Genomic DNA, 18025 nt, shown 5'->3' with positions numbered 1-18025 from the left:
AAAGACGACCCGAAGGTCGCCTTTTCAGCTTAGCGTCTTTAAAGACAATGGCTCAGTTGCGGCGTTCGAAGGCCAGTGCACGGCGTTCAATCAGGCGCATCATCAGCGTCAGCAGGCCGTTGACGCAGAGGTAAACGACCCCAGCGGCCCCAAACACCATGACGTCGTAGGTACGACCATACATCAACTGGCTGTGGCCCATGACATCCATCAGCGTGATGGTGTAGGCCAGCGAGGTACTTTTAAATACCAGCACCACTTCATTGGAATAGGACGACAGTGCGCGCTTGAAGGCGAAAGGCAACAGGATGCGCAGCGACTGTTTTTTTGACATCCCAAGCGCTTCACACGACTGCCACTGGCCCGACGGAATGGCCCGCATCGCACCCGCAAACAGTTGCGTGGTGTACGCAGCACTGTTTAGCGCCAGCGCAAACATCGCGCAGAGCCACGGCTGCGACAGCACTTCCCATAACCATGGGATCTCCCGAATGGAGGGAAACTGCCCAGGGCCGTAGTAGAGCAGAAAAATTTGCACCAGCAGCGGTGTACCGGTAAACAGCGTGATGTAACCCTTCACTATCTGGCTCACCACCGGCAGTTTCAGCGTCAGCACGACGGTGAACATCAGCGCCAACAAGAGGGCAACGACCAGCGCCGCAGCGGTCAGGGTCAGGCTGGTGTGCAGCCCTTTCATGACTTCAGGTAAGTAATCCCACATCAGGAAGCACTCCGTTCAAAGCGGGTGGTACGGAGTTCGATGCGTTTGATAACAAACTGGCTGAACAGGGTAACGATCAGATAAATGCCACCGGCAATCATGTACCAGGTGAATGGCTCCTGAGTCCGGGTGGCGATGCTCTTGGTTTGTAACATCAGATCATTGACGCTGATCAGTGACACCAGTGCAGTATCTTTAAGTAATACCAGCCACTGATTACTCAGGCCCGGCAGGGCATGGCGCCACATCTGCGGCATGATCAGACGAAAGAAAATCGCCGCTTTTTTCATGCCCAATACTTGACCTGACTCCCACTGGCCTTGCGGTACGGCTTTTAGTGCGCCGCGCAGCGTCTGTGACGCGTAGGCAGAATAAAGCAGTGACAGCGCGATCACCCCACAGACAAATGGGCTGACTTCGAAGTTATCGATAGGCAGTTTTACCGGCAGTTGGAACAGGCCGAAATTGATGTTGAAGCCATCGGCCAGTACTACCAGCAATTGTGATGAGCCAAAATAGATAAACAGCACCACCAGAATTTCCGGCAAGCCGCGCAGGACAGTGACCCAGGCGGTACCCAGCCAACTGAGTGGTTTCCAGGGTGCGGATTCCCAAACGGCAAAAATCATCGCCAGAAACAGGCCGAGGATCAATGCACAAAGGGCAAGGCCGACGGTCATCCCGGCGGCGCTGGCTAAAGGTTGGAGTTCATTCATTGATTGCAAAACTTATTGCTGGAACCATTTTGAATACAGGGTCTGGTAAGTGCCGTCTTGCTTCACTTTCGCCAGGGCTGCATTCATTTTAGTCAACAGTTCAGTATTGTTCAGGCGAACAGCGATGCCGAGACCGGTGCCGAAGTAGGTTTTATCGGTGATTTTGTCGCCAACCGCAGCGAGATTGGGATTCTGCTTCAACCACTCGTTAACGACGGCGGTGTCACCGAACACGGCGTCAAGACGGCCATTTTTCAGATCCAACACGGCATTCTGATAGCTGTCGTAAGGCACGGCAGTGATTTCCGGGTGTTTTTCCATCAGGAATTTCTGGTGGGTTGAACCGTTCTGCATCCCGACACGTTTGCCTTTTAGCGCGGCGAGGTCGGCAAATTTGCCTTTCTCAGCGATGAAAATGGCGGAGTTATCGTAGTAAGCATCGGTGAAGGCCACTTGTTTCTGACGATCTTCGGTGATGTCCATGCCGGAAATGACCGCGTCAAAACGACGGAATTTCAGGCTTGGGATCAGGCTGTCGAAGGCTTGGTTGGTAAAGGTGCAGTCTGCCTGCATCTGTTTACACATGGCGTTAGCCAGATCGACATCAAAGCCCTGCATTTTATTCGTGGAATCCATGAATTCGAACGGAGGATAAGAGGCTTCCATCGCGAAACGGATAGTGTCAGCCGCGCTGGCGGATAAACTGACGCTTGCCAGAACAGCAGCAATTAATAATTTTTTCATCGCAAACTCCGTATTAACCATCAATGAGATCAATGAGACAGATAGCTGGCAAACTCTTTGGTTTGCGGCTGGGTAAAGCAGGTGGCATCGCCCTGTTCAATGATGCGACCGTTTTCCATGTACACCACGCGGCTGGCGGTTTTACGCGCCACTTCCACTTCGTGGGTCACGATGACCTGAGTAATGCCGGTGCCAGCCAGTTCGCGAATGATGCTGACGATCTGGGCGGTGATTTCCGGGTCCAGCGCGGCGGTCGGTTCGTCAAACAGCAGCACCTGTGGTTCCATCATCAGCGCACGGGCAATGGCCACGCGTTGCTGTTGGCCACCGGAAAGATGCAGCGGGAAGCGGGTGGCATAATCTGTCAGACGCAGGCGGGAGAGCAGTTTTTCAGCACGCTTCATGGCAACATCTTTACTCAGGCCCAGCACACGGCAGGGCGCTTCAAGGAGATTGTCGAGCACCGTGCGGTGCGGCCATAAGTTGTATTGCTGAAATACCATGCCGACGTTTTGGCGCAGTTCACGCACCGCTTTTTCGTCAGGTTTCTTAGTAAAGTCGAAGGTGTTCCCGGCTATCTGCAAGGTGCCCGAACGCGGCATTTCCAGCAGGTTTAACACCCGCAGAAGAGAACTTTTCCCCGCACCGCTTGGCCCGAGCAACACGAGTGTTTCTCCGGCAGGGCAGTCGAGCTGAATGTCGAACAGCGCCTGATGCGCGCCGTAGAAGCAGTTGATGCTATTAAGTTGAATACTCATGCGCAAATAGTGAATAGCCATTGATGCCGCAGATGGTAACTTCCGTAGCATAGTTATGCAACGATCGCGGGTTAAAATTTATGAATGAGGGGTGTAAGCCCTAAAGGATAGCACAAGATATTGTTGCAGTTCGGTTAACGCAGCGAAAGTCAGGCCCCGCTCACGCGGGCCCGACTGACGTTATGCAAACTTACTGATTTTCCAAAACCTGACGCAGAGAGCCGCTGGAGGCGAAGTCGAGGTTAGCCATGTAGCGCACATCGTCAACGGCCCAGCACTGGCCTTCACGTACCATTAACACTTCGTCTTTCCAGGTGGATTTCGCGGCGTTATCTTTTTCACGCGACATTGTAACGCGTAGAGGGATGTTACGGGCATCTGTGTTCGGAATGGTGGAGGCGCTGTCTACAGTGGCTGACGTCGGGCCGTCAAACAGGCTTGAGAACACATCGCCATCGCGGGCGCCCGATTTTTCATTCGGGGTGGCGGCAATATCTACTTTATGCCCTGACTGCGCTTTAATTAGCTCATTATACAAGCCGGTGCTCAGGTAAGGGCGGTATTCTGCCAGCTGACTGCTATTGGGCATGCCCATGCCGCCTTTCTGAATTCGCAGGTCGTAAAATTTCTGCGCTACAGTGTCCGGGCCGCCGTCAACGCATGGTGCGGACCGCGTGCCAATGTCCTTAAATACGGGATCGACTGTAGTACAAGCGCTCAGAGTCAGCACCAGAGGGATCGCGGCGGCAAGTGTTTTATATTTCATCGTTTTCCTTACTGAAAGATTGAACGTTTTCACCATGACTTTCTTTATCATACAGTATAAAACCGATTTGAATTGCTGCATGGTGCGCTGCGAAATCAGGCGCAATGGCCTGCGCTATACTGGCTGCCAGGTCATTCGGGGCAAGCTTTTCTAATGGATGACCACTGATAAGGAATACTTATGCAATTTTCAACTCAATTACTTTGGCTATGAGACGGCGACTTCACGCCATGTGCGCGGTGTTGACTGGGATACTGATGCTGGCGGGTTGCCAGTCATCGCCGCCGGCAGGAAATGCTCTTCCCTACCGGCTGGAAAGTCAGCGTCAGGCACAGGGTGCTGACCCGCGCGTGCGTTTTTTGGTGATTCACTACACCGCCGAAGATTTCAGCAACGCATTAAACACGCTTACCGATGAACATGTCAGTGCGCATTATCTGATCCCAGCCAGCCCGCCGGTGGAAGAGGGTAAACCGGTGGCCTGGCAACTGGTCCCTGAGTCAGAAAGGGCATGGCACGCCGGTGCCAGCGGCTGGCGCGGGCGTAATAATCTGAATGACACTTCAATCGGTATCGAGCTGGAAAATAAGGGTTATAGCAAGCATTTGCTCGGCAAACGTTTCTATCCGTTCCCGCCGGCGCAAATTGACCTGCTGGCATCGCTGAGCCAACAGATCATCGCACGCTATCAGATTGAGCCGCGCAATGTCGTCGGGCATAGCGATATCGCGCCGCAACGCAAGGACGATCCGGGGCCGCTCTTTCCCTGGCAGGAAATGGCGAAGCGCGGCATTGGCGCATGGCCAGATGCACATCGGGTACAGGTAAACCTGGCCGGACGCGACCCGCATCAGACGGTGGATACCTCGACTCTTTTGGCTAAACTGGGGCAGTACGGTTATCCACTGGCCGACAACATGACGGCCAGCCAGCAACGCCGCGTGATTGCTGCGTTCCAGATGCATTTCAGACCCCGGGATTATCGTGGTGAAGCCGATGCTGAAACCGACGCCATCGTCAGCGCGCTGTTACAGCAATACCCGGACAGGAACTGAGAAGGGGGTCAGTCGCGATGTGGCCCGACGCCGTGCAGGCCTTGCAGGCGGCCGTGGTCGCGTAGCCAATTGGCGGTGCGGATGATGCCCTGATCGAGCGACACCAATGGGCGGTAGCCCAGTTCATCCTGTGCACGTTGGGTATCGAGGGTTAAATCGAAGTTAAGTTTTGCGACACTGTAGTGGGTCAGCACCGGCTCTTTGTGAGAGCTTTTGCTGATTTTCTCCATGCCGCGCGCCATCATGTCTAACAAAGGATAGGGCACCGAACGGATGCGGTACTTCATCTCCAGCGCATCCATCAGGAGCTGCACCAGTGTGCGTAGCGGGCGGGGTTGCTGGTTGGTAATATTGAAGGCACGCCCCAACTCGGTGATCGGCGCCTGGGATGCCAGCCACATGGCCTGCACCACATTTTCTACATAAGTCATGTCCACCAGTGCCTCACCACCGCGCGGCATCATCAGCGTTCCACTGTATTTCAGCATCTGCAGCAGGCGTGGCAACAGAACGTTGTCATGCGGGCCAAATACCCCCTGAGGGCGCAGGATCGTGAACTGAGTTTGCGGATTTGACAGCGCCAGCGTGCTTATCACCTGTTCAGCCGCCGCCTTGCTGCGGGCAAACGAGTTGGCATAGCGATGTGGGCGGAAATCTTCTTTGATATTGCGATGGTGATGGAAATCGAAGTAAACCGCCGGAGAGGACATATGCACAAAGTTTCCGACGCCATACGCCGTAGCCCACTCACCCAGCCGCCGGGTAGCGCGTACGTTAGCCAGTTCGAACTCCTGTTCATTGCCCCACGGGGCAATCATCCCGGAGCAGTGCCACAGCGTATCGATATCGGCCAGCAGGGCTTTCGCCTGGGCGGAAACCAGCGTGGTGAGATCGGCGTGAATAAATTCAGCACCCATTTTCTGCAACAGGGGTCCCATGGCGGCATTACGGCCCGTCGCCCTGACTTTGATGCCTTTATTGAGCAGAAATTCCACCGCGTTGCGGCCTAAACCGCTGCTGGCGCCAGTAACAAGTACCTTCATTAGTAGATCAATTCCAAGGCTTTTTTTGGGGCTGACGGTCTGCCTGACACCCCTCAGCAAGAAGGATGCCATTCTTTCGTGAAATTGTGCGGGTTGCAATGGGTAAGGTATGTCTGCTTGTCTGAAACTGTGCGACTGCGCGCTAAATGAGCCGCTATCAGCGGCCGCAGCGGTCTTTTTGCCGTGCCAGGCTCGCGATACGTTTAGCCATGCCGCGAAAAATAAACTGATGCGCAGGCATCATGCTGAACCAGTATAGCAAACCGCTGAAACCGGCCGGATGCCACCATGCGCGAACATCGATACTGCGGCTTTCACCGTGGTCGGTGATGGTGAACGTCAGACGGCCCAGCCCTGGCGCTTTCATGCCGAAAAGCAGCGACAGTTCCCGTTGCGGTTTCAGACCAATCACTTTCCATCCGTCAATTTTATCGCCAATTTTTAACGAGTCCCGCGGCGGTCGCCCATAGACCACGCGCCCGCCGATCAGGTCATCTATCCGTGCGCGCAACTTCCAGAGCGCATTCGCGTAAAAATAGCCCTCTTTCCCCCCCAGTTGCTGCACGATCTGCCACAACGCGGTTTTAGAGGCTGAGGTTTCAAGGGTAAAACCGGCTTGTTTCGGGTAATAACCGTAGCCTGGCCGCCAACGCGCGCGGGCATCGGCGTCGTAGTGCCAGTCAGACGAGTCGAGAACCTGCTGTTCTTCTTTCGCCAGCGTTCGGCGGATAGCCTCTTCAACCGGAATCAGCTCCTGCGGGATTAAGGCTTCCAATGCGGCGCTGTCAGTCGGTAAATCATGGTTCAGTCCCTGAATCAGCGCCTTGGCCAGCGGCGTTGGCACCGAGGTGATCAGGCTGAGGAAATAGACTGAAATCATCGCCGTTGGCAGCGGAACAGGCACCAGCCAGCGGCGTTTTCCGCTGATGGCGATAAAGCGTTCGAACAGGGTCTGATAGCTGATGTACTCCGGTCCTGCCGCGTCAAACTGCCGGTGCGATTCAGCAGGCAGGGCGATCAGGCCGCTGAGATAGGTCAGCAGGTTTTCGAGCGCCAGCGGCGACGATTTGGAACGCACCCAGCGTGGTGGCGTGAGGATGGCGAGGTTGTACACCATGTCGCGCATGACTTCGAAAGCGGCCGAGCCGGCACCAATCACAATACCTGCACGCAGTTCGGTGACCGGAATATCGCCCATCCGCAGTAAATCACCCGTCAGTTTTCGGGCTTGCAGATGTGCCGATTGGCTCTCATGAGGTTGCATGGCACCAAGATAAACGATGTGCCTGATGGTGGAGCCTTTCAGCGCCAGCAATGTGTTTTGCGCCGCCTGACGCTCTTTTTCCAGCAAGTCATCTTCTTCTGCCATGGCATGAACCAGATAGACCAGAACCTCGGCGCCTTCGAAGGCCTCTTTCAGGCTTTTAGTCTGATAAACATCTGCAAAGCAGCAGCGCACATTGGGCCACTTTTGCTGTTGCAGCCAGTCGAGACGGCGGGCGGCAGCGGTAACCTGAAAGCCCTGTTGGCTTAAATGAGACGTCAGGTGTTGGCCAACATAACCGCTGGCACCGAGCACCACTACCCGTCCGTTACGTGTTGAAGCAGGCATCATCCATTTTGCTCATTGAGGGGGAAAGAAGTGGAAACCAGCGGCACATCGGGGCGTATTTAGCTGCCGAAGTGTGCCGCCAGAACTCTTGTCAGGCGTGATGGTGCAGGAAGTCCTGCCACAACGACACCACTTTCTGCAGGTCAGTGCGGCTGATGTCGATATGTGTAATGACGCGGGTAAGCGGACCGGCGCTGATAAGGACGCCTCGCTCACGCATCCACGGCCCCATTTTAGCAGCGAGATCAGCATCTTGCCTGATATACAAAATGTTAGTCTGCGCGCCCGGCTCGGCGATTTCCACACCAATATTGCGTAACTGCTGTTCCAGCCAGCGTGCGTTGTCGTGGTCTTCCTGCAGACGTGCGACGTTATTTTCCAGCGCATAGATGCCTGCTGCCGCGAGAATGCCCGCCTGACGCATACCGCCACCGGTCATTTTCCGCCAGCGGTTCGCGCGGTGGATATACTCTTTGCTGCCGCACAGCAGAGAACCGACCGGCGTACCCAGCCCTTTTGACAGGCAGATAGTCAGGGAGTCACAGTATTGGGTGATATCGCTCAGCGGCACATTCAGCGCGACGGCAGCGTTCATGATACGCGCGCCATCAATGTGCAGCGCCAGACCTTTTTCACGGGTGAAGGCGAAGGCTTTTTGCAGATAATCCAAAGGCAGGACTTTACCGCTGTGGGTATTTTCCAGACTGAGCAGACGGGTGCGAGCGAAGTGAATGTCGTCCGGTTTGATGGCAGCTGCGACTTTATCCAGAGGGATTGACCCGTCGGCGTCCATGTCCAGCGGCTGCGGCTGAATGCTGCCGAGCACGGCGGCACCCCCTGCTTCATACATATAGTTGTGCGCTTTCTGGCCAACAATATACTCTTCGCCGCGCTGACAGTGAGTCAGCAGCGCCACCAGATTGGCCTGGGTGCCGGTGGGTAAAAACAGCGCGGCTTCTTTACCGGTAAGCGTAGCGGCCATCTCCTGTAAAGCGTTGACGGTCGGGTCATCACCGTAAACATCATCGCCGACTTCAGCACAGGCCATTGCCTGACGCATTGCCGCACTCGGGCGCGTTACGGTATCACTGCGTAAATCGATCAACGTCGGTTTCCTTCTGCTGGGTGAATGTAAGTGCAGGAAATACGGGCAACATATTTAAGCAATAAAAGAAGCAATATGCCCCGTAGTCATCCTCCACTATAGCGCCGTCTGGGTTATCGCAGCCAGTTGGTTTTCGCCAGTTCCACCACTTCATCACCACGGCCGTTAATCACCGCACGCAGCATGTAGAGACTAAAGCCTTTGGCCTGCTCGAATTTTATCTGCGGTGGCATGGCGAGCTCGTCGGTGGCGGTGACGACATCCACCAATACCGGACCCTGATAGGCGAAAGCATCCTGCAATGCGGCATCCACCTCCGAGGATTTTTCCACGCGAATACCTTTGATACCGGCGGCTTCTGCCATGGCAGCAAAGTTCGGGTTTTTCAGTTCGGTGCCGTCGGTCATGTAACCCCCGGCTTTCATTTCCATCGCCACAAAGCCCAGCACGCTGTTATTGAAAATAATGATTTTCACCGGCAATTTTTGCTGGGCCAGCGTGAGGAAATCTCCCATCAGCATGGTGAACCCGCCGTCACCACACAGCGCCACCACTTGCCGGTTGCGGTCGATGGCCTGTGCGCCCAGGGCCTGCGGCATAGCGTTGGCCATAGAACCGTGATTGAACGAACCAATCAGGCGGCGTTTGCCGTTCATTTGCAGGTAGCGGCAGGCCCAGACGGTCGGGGTTCCAACGTCGCAGGTAAACACCGCGTCGGCGTCGGCAAATCGGCTGATTTGTTGTGCCAGATATTGTGGATGGATCGCCTGTTTATCGTTGGCCGTTGCCAGGCCGTCCAGATCTTTGCGCGTTTCGGCGTAATGCTTCAGCGCTTTGTCGAGGAATTTGCGGTCAGCTTTCTCCTGCAACTTAGGCAGCAGGGCGGTCAGGGTTGATTTTATGTCGCCGACCAGCGCCATATCGACCTGACAATGCGCGCCGATGCTGCCTGGGTTGATATCAATCTGGATGATATTGGCATCGGTCGGGTAGAAAGCGCGGTAGGGGAACTGAGTGCCGAGCAGGATCAATGTGTCGGCATTCATCATGGCGTGGAAGCCGGAGGAGAAACCAATCAGGCCGGTCATGCCGACGCTATAAGGGTTGTCCCATTCGATATGCTCTTTGCCTCGCAGGGCATGTACTACCGGTGCTTTGAGGATTTCAGCCAGTTTCACCACTTCGTCATGGGCCCCGGCGCAGCCGCTGCCACACATCAGGGTAATATTTTTCGCGCCATTGAGCGCAACGGCCAGTTTTTCCATCTCGGAAGCATTTGGCTGCACCACCGGCAACTGCGGCGGATACCATTTGGCAGTGGCCTCTTCCGGTGCAGGTTTCAGCGCCACGTCACCCGGCAATACGATCACCGAAACACCCCGGTTGAGAATGGCTTTGCGCATGGCGATGCCCAGCACCTGCGGTAGCTGCTCCGGGTTGGTGATCATTTCGCAATAATGGCTGCACTCGCGGAAAAGTTCGGTTGGATGGGTTTCCTGAAAATAACCGCTGCCGATTTCACTGGAAGGGATATGTGCGGCGATGGCCACCACGGGGACGTGGTTGCGATGGCAGTCGAACAGGCCATTAATCAGATGCAGGTTGCCTGGCCCGCAGGAACCGGCACACACTGCCAGTTCGCCCGTCAGTTGCGCTTCGGCACCGGCCGCAAACGCCGCCACTTCTTCATGACGAGTACCCATCCATTCGATGGTGCCCATTTTATTCAGGCTGTCGCTCAGTCCATTTAATGAGTCGCCGGTAACGCCCCAAATCCTTTTGACGCCTGCCTGCTCAAGAGTTTTTGCCAGTAATGACGCTACGCTGTGTTTCATTTTTAGATCCTTACCGTGTATTCAAAAATAACTGCGTTAATCATAGTTCAATGATTACGGCGATGAATGCTCAGCGTTAAACCATACCTAAGTAGAGGCGCAAGGGATCTGTAAATTTGTAAAATTGCCCGCCCTGACTGTAAAAAGTCATGAACGGGCAGAGGATCAGGCGAGGGTGGCGTCGCCCTGAAGCTGACAGCTACAGGCCAGTACATACCCCTGAGCGATCTCGTCTTCGCTTAGTGTCATTTGACTGGTGGTGCGATAGTCGCCGGAGGTCAGGTGGGTTTTGCAACTGCCACACACGCCCGCCCGGCAAGCTGCTGTCACGGGTATGCCATGCTGCTCCATGGCGGCGAGCAGCGTGGTGCCGACCGGCACGCGATAGTGCTGAAGTGGCGTCAGGCGGGTAAGGGTGAGCTGATCATGGTCAGAAACCGGTGCTTCAGTGGCCTGAAACTGTTCTTTGACAATATTTTCCGTCTTTACGCCCAGCTCGCCTGCCCAGTTTCCTGCCAGTTGCATGTACGGCGCGGGACCGCAAATCATCACCCGGCGCGAACGGATATCGGGCACCTGTTGTTGCAGCAGATCCTGACTCAGGCGCCCGGCGATCTGGCCGGGCTGGGCATCATGCTCGGCCAGAATGGTCAGGCTAAGTTGTGAATACTGTGCCAGCAACTGTTGCCACTCGGCGGCAAAAATAATGTCCTGCGGAGTGCGTACGCTGTAAAACACCTGCACGCTTTGCGAAGGGTGATGAGCCAGCACGTCGCGCGCTATCGACATTACCGGCGTCACGCCGCAGCCTGCCGCCAGCAGTAACAGTGGCTGTTCGCCCGCATGGGTGAATTCCCCCTGTGCATCAGACAGCCACAGGTAATCGCCCGGTTTTACCTGCTGCGTCAGCCAGCCGGAACCTGCGCCGTTTTCAATATTTCGCACGGTCAGGGTGATAAAGCGACTGACACCCGGCGTGGACGAGAGCGTATAGGCGCGTTGCACATCACCGCCGTGGCCGGTATTGACCAGCGCAAACTGGCCGGGCTGGTACGGGTAAAGGACGTGGCTGAACAGCGAAATCGTCCAGACGTCGGGCGTTTCGCGGAGAATATCATGCACCTGCATCCGGTTCTGACACAGCAGCGTGGGTTGATCGGCAAATAAAGGAAAATTCATCGCGTATTACTCCGGCAACATCATTTTCAAATCCTGCTCAACTGAGCTGATGGCCCGCAGACCGAATTTTTCGTTGAGTATCGCCAGCAGGTTGTCCGTCAGGAAAGCCGGAGCCGTCGGGCCGGTGGCAATATTCTTCACGCCGAGCGAAAGCAGCGTCAGCAGGATCACAATGGCTTTTTGCTCGAACCATGACAGCACCAGACTTAACGGTAAGTCATTCACGCCGCAGCCCAGTTTTTCGGCCAGATTGACCGCCAGCATAATGGCGGAATAGGCGTCGTTGCACTGGCCGACGTCAAGCAGGCGCGGCAACGGACCGAGAGTGCCGAAATCAAGTTTATTGAAGCGGTACTTGCCGCAGGCCAGCGTCATGATCAGGCAGTCTTCAGGCACGGCGCGGGCCAGATCGGTAAAGTAGCTGCGTTCGCCACGGCTGCCGTCACAACCACCAATCAGGAAGATGTGACGCAGTTGCTTAGTGGCCACCAGATCAATCACGGTATCGGCCGCGCCCAGCAAGGTTTCGCGACCGAAGCCGACGGTAATTTCCTGCTCGATTTCGTCATAAGGGAAGCCCGGCTGTTCCAGCGCCTGAGCAATGATCTGCGCGAAATCTTCCCCTTCGAGATGTTTCACACCCGGCCAGCCGACAATACTGCGGGTCCAGATGCGGTCACCGTAGTTGCCGACATTCGGATCGATAATACAGTTGGAGGTCATCACCACGGGCCCCGGGAATTTGGCAAATTCGATCTGCTGATTCTGCCAACCGCTGCCGTAGTTACCGGCCAGATGCGAATATTTTTTCAACTGCGGATATCCGTGGGCAGGCAACATTTCACCGTGGGTATAAATGTTAATACCGCGGCCCTCGGTCTGTTCGAGCAGCATTTGCAGGTCTTTCAGGTCATGGCCGGAGATCAGAATGGCTTTGCCCGCGCGCGGGCGAACATTTACCACGGTCGGTACCGGATGGCCGTAGGCGTCGGTTTCACCTTTATCCAGAATCGCCATCACGTGGAAATTCATCTGGCCGATACCCATAGCGTTTTCCAGCAGGGTATTCATATCGGCCGGCTGAGTGCCGAGCCACGCCATCAAACGGTGATAGTCAGCATAGATACTGACATCAGATTGACCGAGAACATGCGCATGTTCCATGTAGGCCGCCGCGCCTTTCAGACCGTAAAGACACAGCAGTCGCAGGCCGTGAATGTCATCACCGACCGCCGCTTTGTCGCTGTTGAGCGCAAATTGCTGTGCCTGAAGCTGTAATTCAGCGAGGGCTTCGCCTGCCAGTGTCAGCTGCGCCAGCGGGTGATCCACCGTGATGGATGGGTCCATCAGACGGCAGCGTGCGGCCAGTGATTCACGGTGTGAAATGGCTTCGCGGGCATAGCCCACAATGCGTTCAGAGTCGAAATTCACATTGGTCAGGGTGGAGAAGAAGGCCCGTGGCGCAAAAGCGTCGATTTCAGCATCGACGATGTCATACCCTCGGGCAGCCAGCGCCCAGGCCGACAGACCTTGCAGCACAGCAACCAGCAGATCTTGCAGGTCTGACGTTTCTGCCGTTTTGCCACACATGCCTTGCGCATAAGCACAGCCATTTGCCGCCGGGGTGCGGACCGTTTGTTCACATTGCACACAAAACATCATCAGTTCCTTTTATAAGTTGCATTTTAAATGCGTGTTTTAAAATGAGCCTAGAACTGATGAGGCAAAAATTGAAGCGCTTTTTGGAATATGTGCGAGAGAGTTGATTTAACGCAAGTATTCGGCGGGCTGAAAACTGCCGGTCCGCAGACCAGCAGGGGGAGAATCAGGCAGAGAAGAAGGCCATCAGGACCGGTGCCAGCAGGCTCAGCAGGAAACCGTGCACCACGGCAGGCGGCACCATGTCCAGACCGCCGCTGCGCTGCAATACCGGCAGAGTGAAGTCCATAGAGGTCGCACCACACAGACCCAGTGCAGACGAACGGCTGGTGCGCACTAAGGTCGGGATGAGCATGATGGCGACCAGTTCGCGGGCCAGATCGTTAAAGAATGCGGCACTGCCGACCACCGGCCCGAAGGAGTCCGTCAGCACGATACCGGAAAGGGAGTACCAGCCATAACCGGAGGCCATCGCCAGGCCGGTTTTAACGGGTAAGCCGAGCATCACGGCCGCCAGCGCGCCGCCAAGCAGTGAGCTGACCGCCACGACCGAGGCCACCAGCATACCGCGACGATTGAGGATGATCTGGCGCAGCGTCATGCTGCTATTACGTAACTGCATGCCCACCAGCGCCAGCAGGAAAATCAGCGCAGCTTCGCTGGCCTGAGACGCAAAGGTCAGCCAGTGCCATTGGGTCAGCCCGAGCAGGAAACCGGCCACAACTACGCCACATAACTTCAGCGAGTCCAGCGCCATGTTCAGACGTGACGGCAGGGATTCCTGCTTATGAGTGGTTTTCCAGGGCTTGCGGCGTTCGAGCAGCCACAGGGTCGCAAAGTTGATGATGAAAATACACAGAAAACAGACGGCGGCGTATTTGAATATCAGCACTAAGTTGGTGCTCAGATTGTCCAGAAATGCCAGGCTGATCCCCATAATGAACAAGATCACATACACCATCCAGCTCAGTAACCGGTTGATGATATGAAGAAGTGCTCTCTGTTTTATCGGGATGAGATAGCCGATGATCAGCGGCAGAAGAATGATCAACAAACCTGAGTACATGAGATGAATCCGTATAAGATAAAAATCCTGAATGGGCGGTCCACACGCTAACCAAAAGTTATCGAACTGTAAAGTCGCTTAAACACGCAGGCTGCTTGCAGAGTGCTTGACCGATAAGCGTTTTTACCGCCATGCTCATATCAGAGGAAAGCACAGGGGAGCGGTCTGATGTATCTGGAACATATCGACATTGCAGGATTTCGCGGTCTTAACCGGCTTTCACTGACGCTGACGCAACCCGTGCGGCGGGGGGCATCTATCACCGGCCCGCTCAACGAAGACAGCGTTTCTTCGGTCACCACCAATACCGTACTGATTGGTGAAAATGCCTGGGGTAAATCCAGTTTGCTGGATGCCCTGACGCTATTACTCTCACCGCAGCCGGAGCTTTACTGCTTTAAAGAAGAGGATTTTTACTTCCCGGCGGGAGAGCAGCAGGAAAAAACCAAATACCTGCACGTGGTATTTACGTTCTGTGAAAATCAGGCAGGACATCACACTTCGCCCCGCTTTAATCCGCTCTCTCCTTTATGGGTGAAATGCCCCGATAAGCTAACGCGGATTTATTACCGCCTTGAAGGCGAACTGGATGACGATGGCAGCGTACTGACGCTGCGCAGCTTTCTCTCCGCCAATGGGCAGATGTTGAATCTGCAAACTATCGATCCTCTGGCTCAGGCGCTTATCACCCTCAACCCCGTTTTACGCTTGCGCGATGCGCGTTTCATCCGTCGGTTACGCAGTGAAACGCTGGCACCGCGTTTGGCAAAAAATAACGAACAGATGGCCAAAGAGCTGGACGAGCTGACGCGTGGCCTGATCCACAATCCACAGAATCTGACTAACAGTGAGTTGCGCAGCGGACTGGCGGCCATGCAGCAACTGCTCGAGCACTATTTTGCCGAGCAGGGAACCAACAACAGTGTGTCGTGGCAGCAAAAGCGATACGGCAGGGCAGAGAGCCGCCGGGCGTGGCGGTCACTGGGTAATATCAACCGGATGATTGCCGAACCCAATAGCCGCAGTATGCGGGTCATGTTGCTGGGGATGTTCTCGACATTGTTGCAGGCGAAAGGCTCTGTGCTACTGCATCCTGATGCTCGTCCGCTATTATTGATAGAAGACCCTGAAACCCGTTTGCATCCGATCATGCTGTCGGTGGCCTGGGGACTTCTTGACCAGTTGCCTCTGCAACGCATTACCACCACCAATTCCGGCGAATTGTTGTCGTTGGTGCCGGTCGAGCAGATCTGCAGACTGGTGCGCGAATCGGGGCGGGTGGCGGCGTACAGCATCGGACCACAGGGGCTAAGTGCAGAAGACAGCCGCCGGATTGCTTTTCATATCCGCTTCAACCGGCCCTCGTCCCTTTTTGCCCGCTGCTGGTTGCTGGTGGAAGGAGAAACCGAGGTGTGGCTCCTGAACCAGTTGGCGCGGCTGTGCGGTTATCATTTTGAGTCGGAAGGGATCAAGGTGATTGAATTTGCCCAATCCGGGCTGAAGCCGTTATTGCGTTTTGCCAGACAGATGGGGATCGAATGGCATGTGTTAGTGGACGGGGACGACGCGGGCAAGAAATATGCCGCCACGGTAATAAGCAACGTTGAAGCTCATGACGACACGTTGCGTTACCGCCTGACAGCGTTGCCTACGCAGGACATTGAACATTTCCTGTATCGCGGTGGTTTTGAAGAGGTATACCGTCGGCACGCGGCGTTACCGGAAAACGTACCGATGTCACCGCGCCGGATCATCGATAAGGCCATCCACCGTACTTCAAAACCGGACCTGGCGATTGATGTGGCTCTGGCGGCGTCTCAGCGCGGCGTCAGCTCTGTGCCGCCTTTGCTGAAGCAGATGTTTTCTCGGGTAGCATGGCTGGCACGCGGGCGTGCGGACTAAGTCGCGTTGGCGTAGCTTCTTTCGATTATCTCTGCGAAAAGGCCTGACGGATCTGTTTTTCCAACTCGTCGAGCAGCAGGTAACGACGGCGATATTCTGAACGGCGCTTGCTGGCGATCTCTTCCAGCGGGCGGTGGGAAATTTGGCGCGGCAGGTGGTAATAACCCTCTTTGCTCCGTGTGCCGTTCAGGGTTTCCCAGAAGTTGTCGTAATCGGCAAAGATCATGCCCTTACGTTTTTTGTAACGCGGGTGCCCATAAATATGGGTGTCATTGCTTACGGCCACGATCTGCGTCATTTGGGTCAATTCGGCGACCAGCATTACCGCTTCCATGATCAGCCGTTTCGGAAACAACCCGTGGCAGGCTTTGGTGACGCGCTGGATTTCAGCATGGTCAACATAGGCTCTAGGTCCCTGAATCGCCCCGATGAACAGCGTGGGTTGGCCCAGGTAATTAATCAACGAGAAGGTCACCGTGGCAACAGGCTCGTCGGTTTCATTGGTGAACACCAAAGAGACTTCACCCTCTTTGTCCTGCCGGGGGAGGGCGTTGAACCGAATTCTAAAGTGTTGCCCCTCTTTGCCTTCCAGGCTGGCGATGTACAGAGGCTTTTCCGCCAGGAGTGCATGGTTTATCGCCGGTGGCACGTGTGACGTCAGGTGCTCATAATGCGCGATAATATTGTTCAGCGCCGTCTCGCGGCTGACGTTCACGGATTGATAGACTCGGTGCAGTTTGCAGGGCAGTGGTGGCATGGCATGCAGGATCTCATCACGCTGCGGGTGCTGAGCCACGTAGCCGAGTAAGCTTAGCGTCAGACGCGGCGAACACAGCGTGCGCAGCAAAAACTTTATGCGGTAGCGGGTTCGGTTCCATGCGCTGCCGGGCACCAGTCGATGTAAAACCAGCGCTGACAGCAGTTGTAAACCAGACAGTTTTTTATCGGTTTCGAAAGGGTAAACGAGGGTTGTCATTGTTAAGTACCTGTTCATCACGGGCCTGAGAGGCCGAATGAGACTATTTGAACAGGTGGTTAATAAACCAAAATGCAACGGTGATTTGGTGGTGTAGAAATCCTTACAATTGTTTGGATTCTGTTTATTTTGGATGAGCAGATATCAATGAAGGTAGCGTTGTGCGCCAATTTTCCTCCGCTAAACCTGACAAATAAGTGCCTTTTTCCGCCTCAGGACTTGAAGCCCAGGCAATTCTCCCCCATAAATAAAAATGCCAGTCAATGTAAGACCGGCATTTGGAAAAGAATCTTTAGCAAGAGGGTATGACGATAAGCGTTATGCAGCTGGTTCGGCAACCGCTTCACTTTCCACTGGGATGATGAGGCTGGCATGATTTCCTTTTGGCCCTTCATGAACATCGAAGCTGACTTGTTGTCCGGCTTTGAGGGTGCGATAACCCTCCATTTGGATTGTAGAGTAATGCGCAAAGATGTCTTCACCACCATTAACGGGGCAAATGAAGCCAAAGCCCTTAGCATTATTGAACCATTTAACAGTACCCGTCTCCATGCTTCTACTTCCCTCTCATGACTATTGGGTGAGTTGAAAAGATTAAGCCAGCTGGTGAGCACGAATGCCCGTACGTCGCTGAATGCAGGCGTTTCTGATAGGTATTCAGCCCACGAAATTACACTCTAGTGGAATTGATCCGGACGTCAAGGGAACGGCATTTGTCGGCTTGGGGCAGATAACCAAACTTTGAAGCAGGTAACGCTATTGAAATAATTAGGTCATTATTTAAACAGTGTCGCCGATAACAAAGAGAGGTTTATGTGCTGGGGCATGATGGTGTAAGAAATGGTAAAATGAATGATAAACGTTATGACTAAAGACAAAACACCACAG

At 54.7% G+C, this 18025-nt stretch carries 16 protein-coding genes; 2 read left to right on the top strand and 14 right to left on the bottom strand.

Annotation, left to right across the window (positions count from 1 at the left end; translation table 11 throughout):
• Positions 1 to 52: 52 nt before the first annotated feature.
• From artM to EAH77_RS02570, 5 genes are all read right to left on the bottom strand, one after another.
• Complete coding sequence (gene artM, locus EAH77_RS02590) at positions 53 to 721, bottom strand: arginine ABC transporter permease ArtM (RefSeq protein WP_140470224.1); 669 nt, start codon at positions 719 to 721, stop codon at positions 53 to 55.
• Entirely contained in the window at positions 721 to 1437 is a 717-nt protein-coding gene (artQ, locus tag EAH77_RS02585; protein ID WP_140470223.1) for an arginine ABC transporter permease ArtQ, read from the bottom strand. The genes artM and artQ overlap by 1 nt, the downstream gene beginning before the upstream one ends.
• Positions 1438 to 1449: 12 nt before the next feature.
• Positions 1450 to 2181, bottom strand: coding sequence for an arginine ABC transporter substrate-binding protein (gene artJ, locus EAH77_RS02580; protein WP_140470222.1), 732 nt, complete (start codon positions 2179 to 2181; stop codon positions 1450 to 1452).
• A 29-nt stretch (positions 2182 to 2210) separates the two neighbouring features.
• A complete protein-coding gene (artP, locus tag EAH77_RS02575; protein ID WP_140470359.1) occupies positions 2211 to 2939 on the bottom strand; it encodes an arginine ABC transporter ATP-binding protein ArtP in 729 nt (242 codons plus the stop codon).
• 190 nt (positions 2940 to 3129) lie between these two features.
• Entirely contained in the window at positions 3130 to 3705 is a 576-nt protein-coding gene (locus tag EAH77_RS02570; RefSeq protein ID WP_140470221.1) for a lipoprotein, read from the bottom strand.
• A gap of 230 nt (positions 3706 to 3935) precedes the next feature.
• Between EAH77_RS02570 and EAH77_RS02565 the strand changes: the two genes are divergently transcribed.
• Positions 3936 to 4760, top strand: a complete 825-nt coding sequence (locus EAH77_RS02565) for an N-acetylmuramoyl-L-alanine amidase (protein ID WP_140470220.1) — start codon at positions 3936 to 3938, stop codon at positions 4758 to 4760.
• Positions 4761 to 4768: 8 nt separating this feature from the next.
• Here EAH77_RS02565 and EAH77_RS02560 read toward each other — a convergent pair whose 3' ends face one another.
• The 7 genes from EAH77_RS02560 to EAH77_RS02530 all read right to left on the bottom strand — a co-directional run bounded on the left by EAH77_RS02560 (position 4769) and on the right by EAH77_RS02530 (position 14259).
• Positions 4769 to 5803: an NAD-dependent epimerase/dehydratase family protein gene (locus EAH77_RS02560; protein ID WP_140470219.1), complete on the bottom strand. Its 1035-nt coding sequence runs from the start codon at positions 5801 to 5803 to the stop codon at positions 4769 to 4771.
• Positions 5804 to 5960: 157 nt separating this feature from the next.
• Positions 5961 to 7415 (bottom strand): DUF2867 domain-containing protein, encoded by a 1455-nt coding sequence (locus EAH77_RS02555; protein WP_140470358.1) that lies wholly within the window; start codon positions 7413 to 7415, stop codon positions 5961 to 5963.
• A gap of 91 nt (positions 7416 to 7506) precedes the next feature.
• The gene (gene ltaE, locus EAH77_RS02550) at positions 7507 to 8520 is read right to left on the bottom strand and encodes a low-specificity L-threonine aldolase (protein WP_140470218.1); all 1014 of its coding nucleotides are present in this window, start codon (positions 8518 to 8520) and stop codon (positions 7507 to 7509) included.
• 113 nt (positions 8521 to 8633) lie between these two features.
• On the bottom strand, positions 8634 to 10355 hold the full coding sequence (gene poxB, locus EAH77_RS02545) for a ubiquinone-dependent pyruvate dehydrogenase (RefSeq protein WP_140470217.1): 1722 nt from the start codon (positions 10353 to 10355) through the stop codon (positions 8634 to 8636).
• Between the two features lie 165 nt (positions 10356 to 10520).
• Positions 10521 to 11534: an NADH oxidoreductase gene (hcr, locus tag EAH77_RS02540; RefSeq protein ID WP_140470216.1), complete on the bottom strand. Its 1014-nt coding sequence runs from the start codon at positions 11532 to 11534 to the stop codon at positions 10521 to 10523.
• Positions 11535 to 11540: 6 nt separating this feature from the next.
• Positions 11541 to 13193, bottom strand: coding sequence for a hydroxylamine reductase (gene hcp / locus EAH77_RS02535; protein WP_140470357.1), 1653 nt, complete (start codon positions 13191 to 13193; stop codon positions 11541 to 11543).
• A gap of 166 nt (positions 13194 to 13359) precedes the next feature.
• Complete coding sequence (locus tag EAH77_RS02530; protein ID WP_140470215.1) at positions 13360 to 14259, bottom strand: lysine exporter LysO family protein; 900 nt, start codon at positions 14257 to 14259, stop codon at positions 13360 to 13362.
• 168 nt (positions 14260 to 14427) lie between these two features.
• On the opposite strand from EAH77_RS02530, the gene EAH77_RS02525 reads away from it, so the two are divergent.
• The gene (locus EAH77_RS02525) at positions 14428 to 16161 is read left to right on the top strand and encodes an ATP-dependent nuclease (protein ID WP_140470214.1); all 1734 of its coding nucleotides are present in this window, start codon (positions 14428 to 14430) and stop codon (positions 16159 to 16161) included.
• A gap of 25 nt (positions 16162 to 16186) precedes the next feature.
• Here EAH77_RS02525 and EAH77_RS02520 read toward each other — a convergent pair whose 3' ends face one another.
• On the bottom strand, positions 16187 to 17137 hold the full coding sequence (locus EAH77_RS02520; RefSeq protein WP_140470213.1) for a VirK/YbjX family protein: 951 nt from the start codon (positions 17135 to 17137) through the stop codon (positions 16187 to 16189).
• Between the two features lie 318 nt (positions 17138 to 17455).
• Positions 17456 to 17689 carry a cold shock-like protein CspD gene (cspD, locus tag EAH77_RS02515; protein WP_140470212.1) on the bottom strand — a complete coding sequence of 78 codons (234 nt, stop codon included), beginning with the start codon at positions 17687 to 17689 and terminating at the stop codon, positions 17456 to 17458.
• Positions 17690 to 18025 lie beyond the last annotated feature (336 nt).

Source organism: Ewingella americana (assembly GCF_006438725.1).
GTDB lineage: Bacteria > Pseudomonadota > Gammaproteobacteria > Enterobacterales > Enterobacteriaceae > Ewingella > Ewingella americana_A.
Note: the sequence above shows the minus strand (reverse complement) of the source record. Positions and strands in the feature narration are given on the sequence as shown.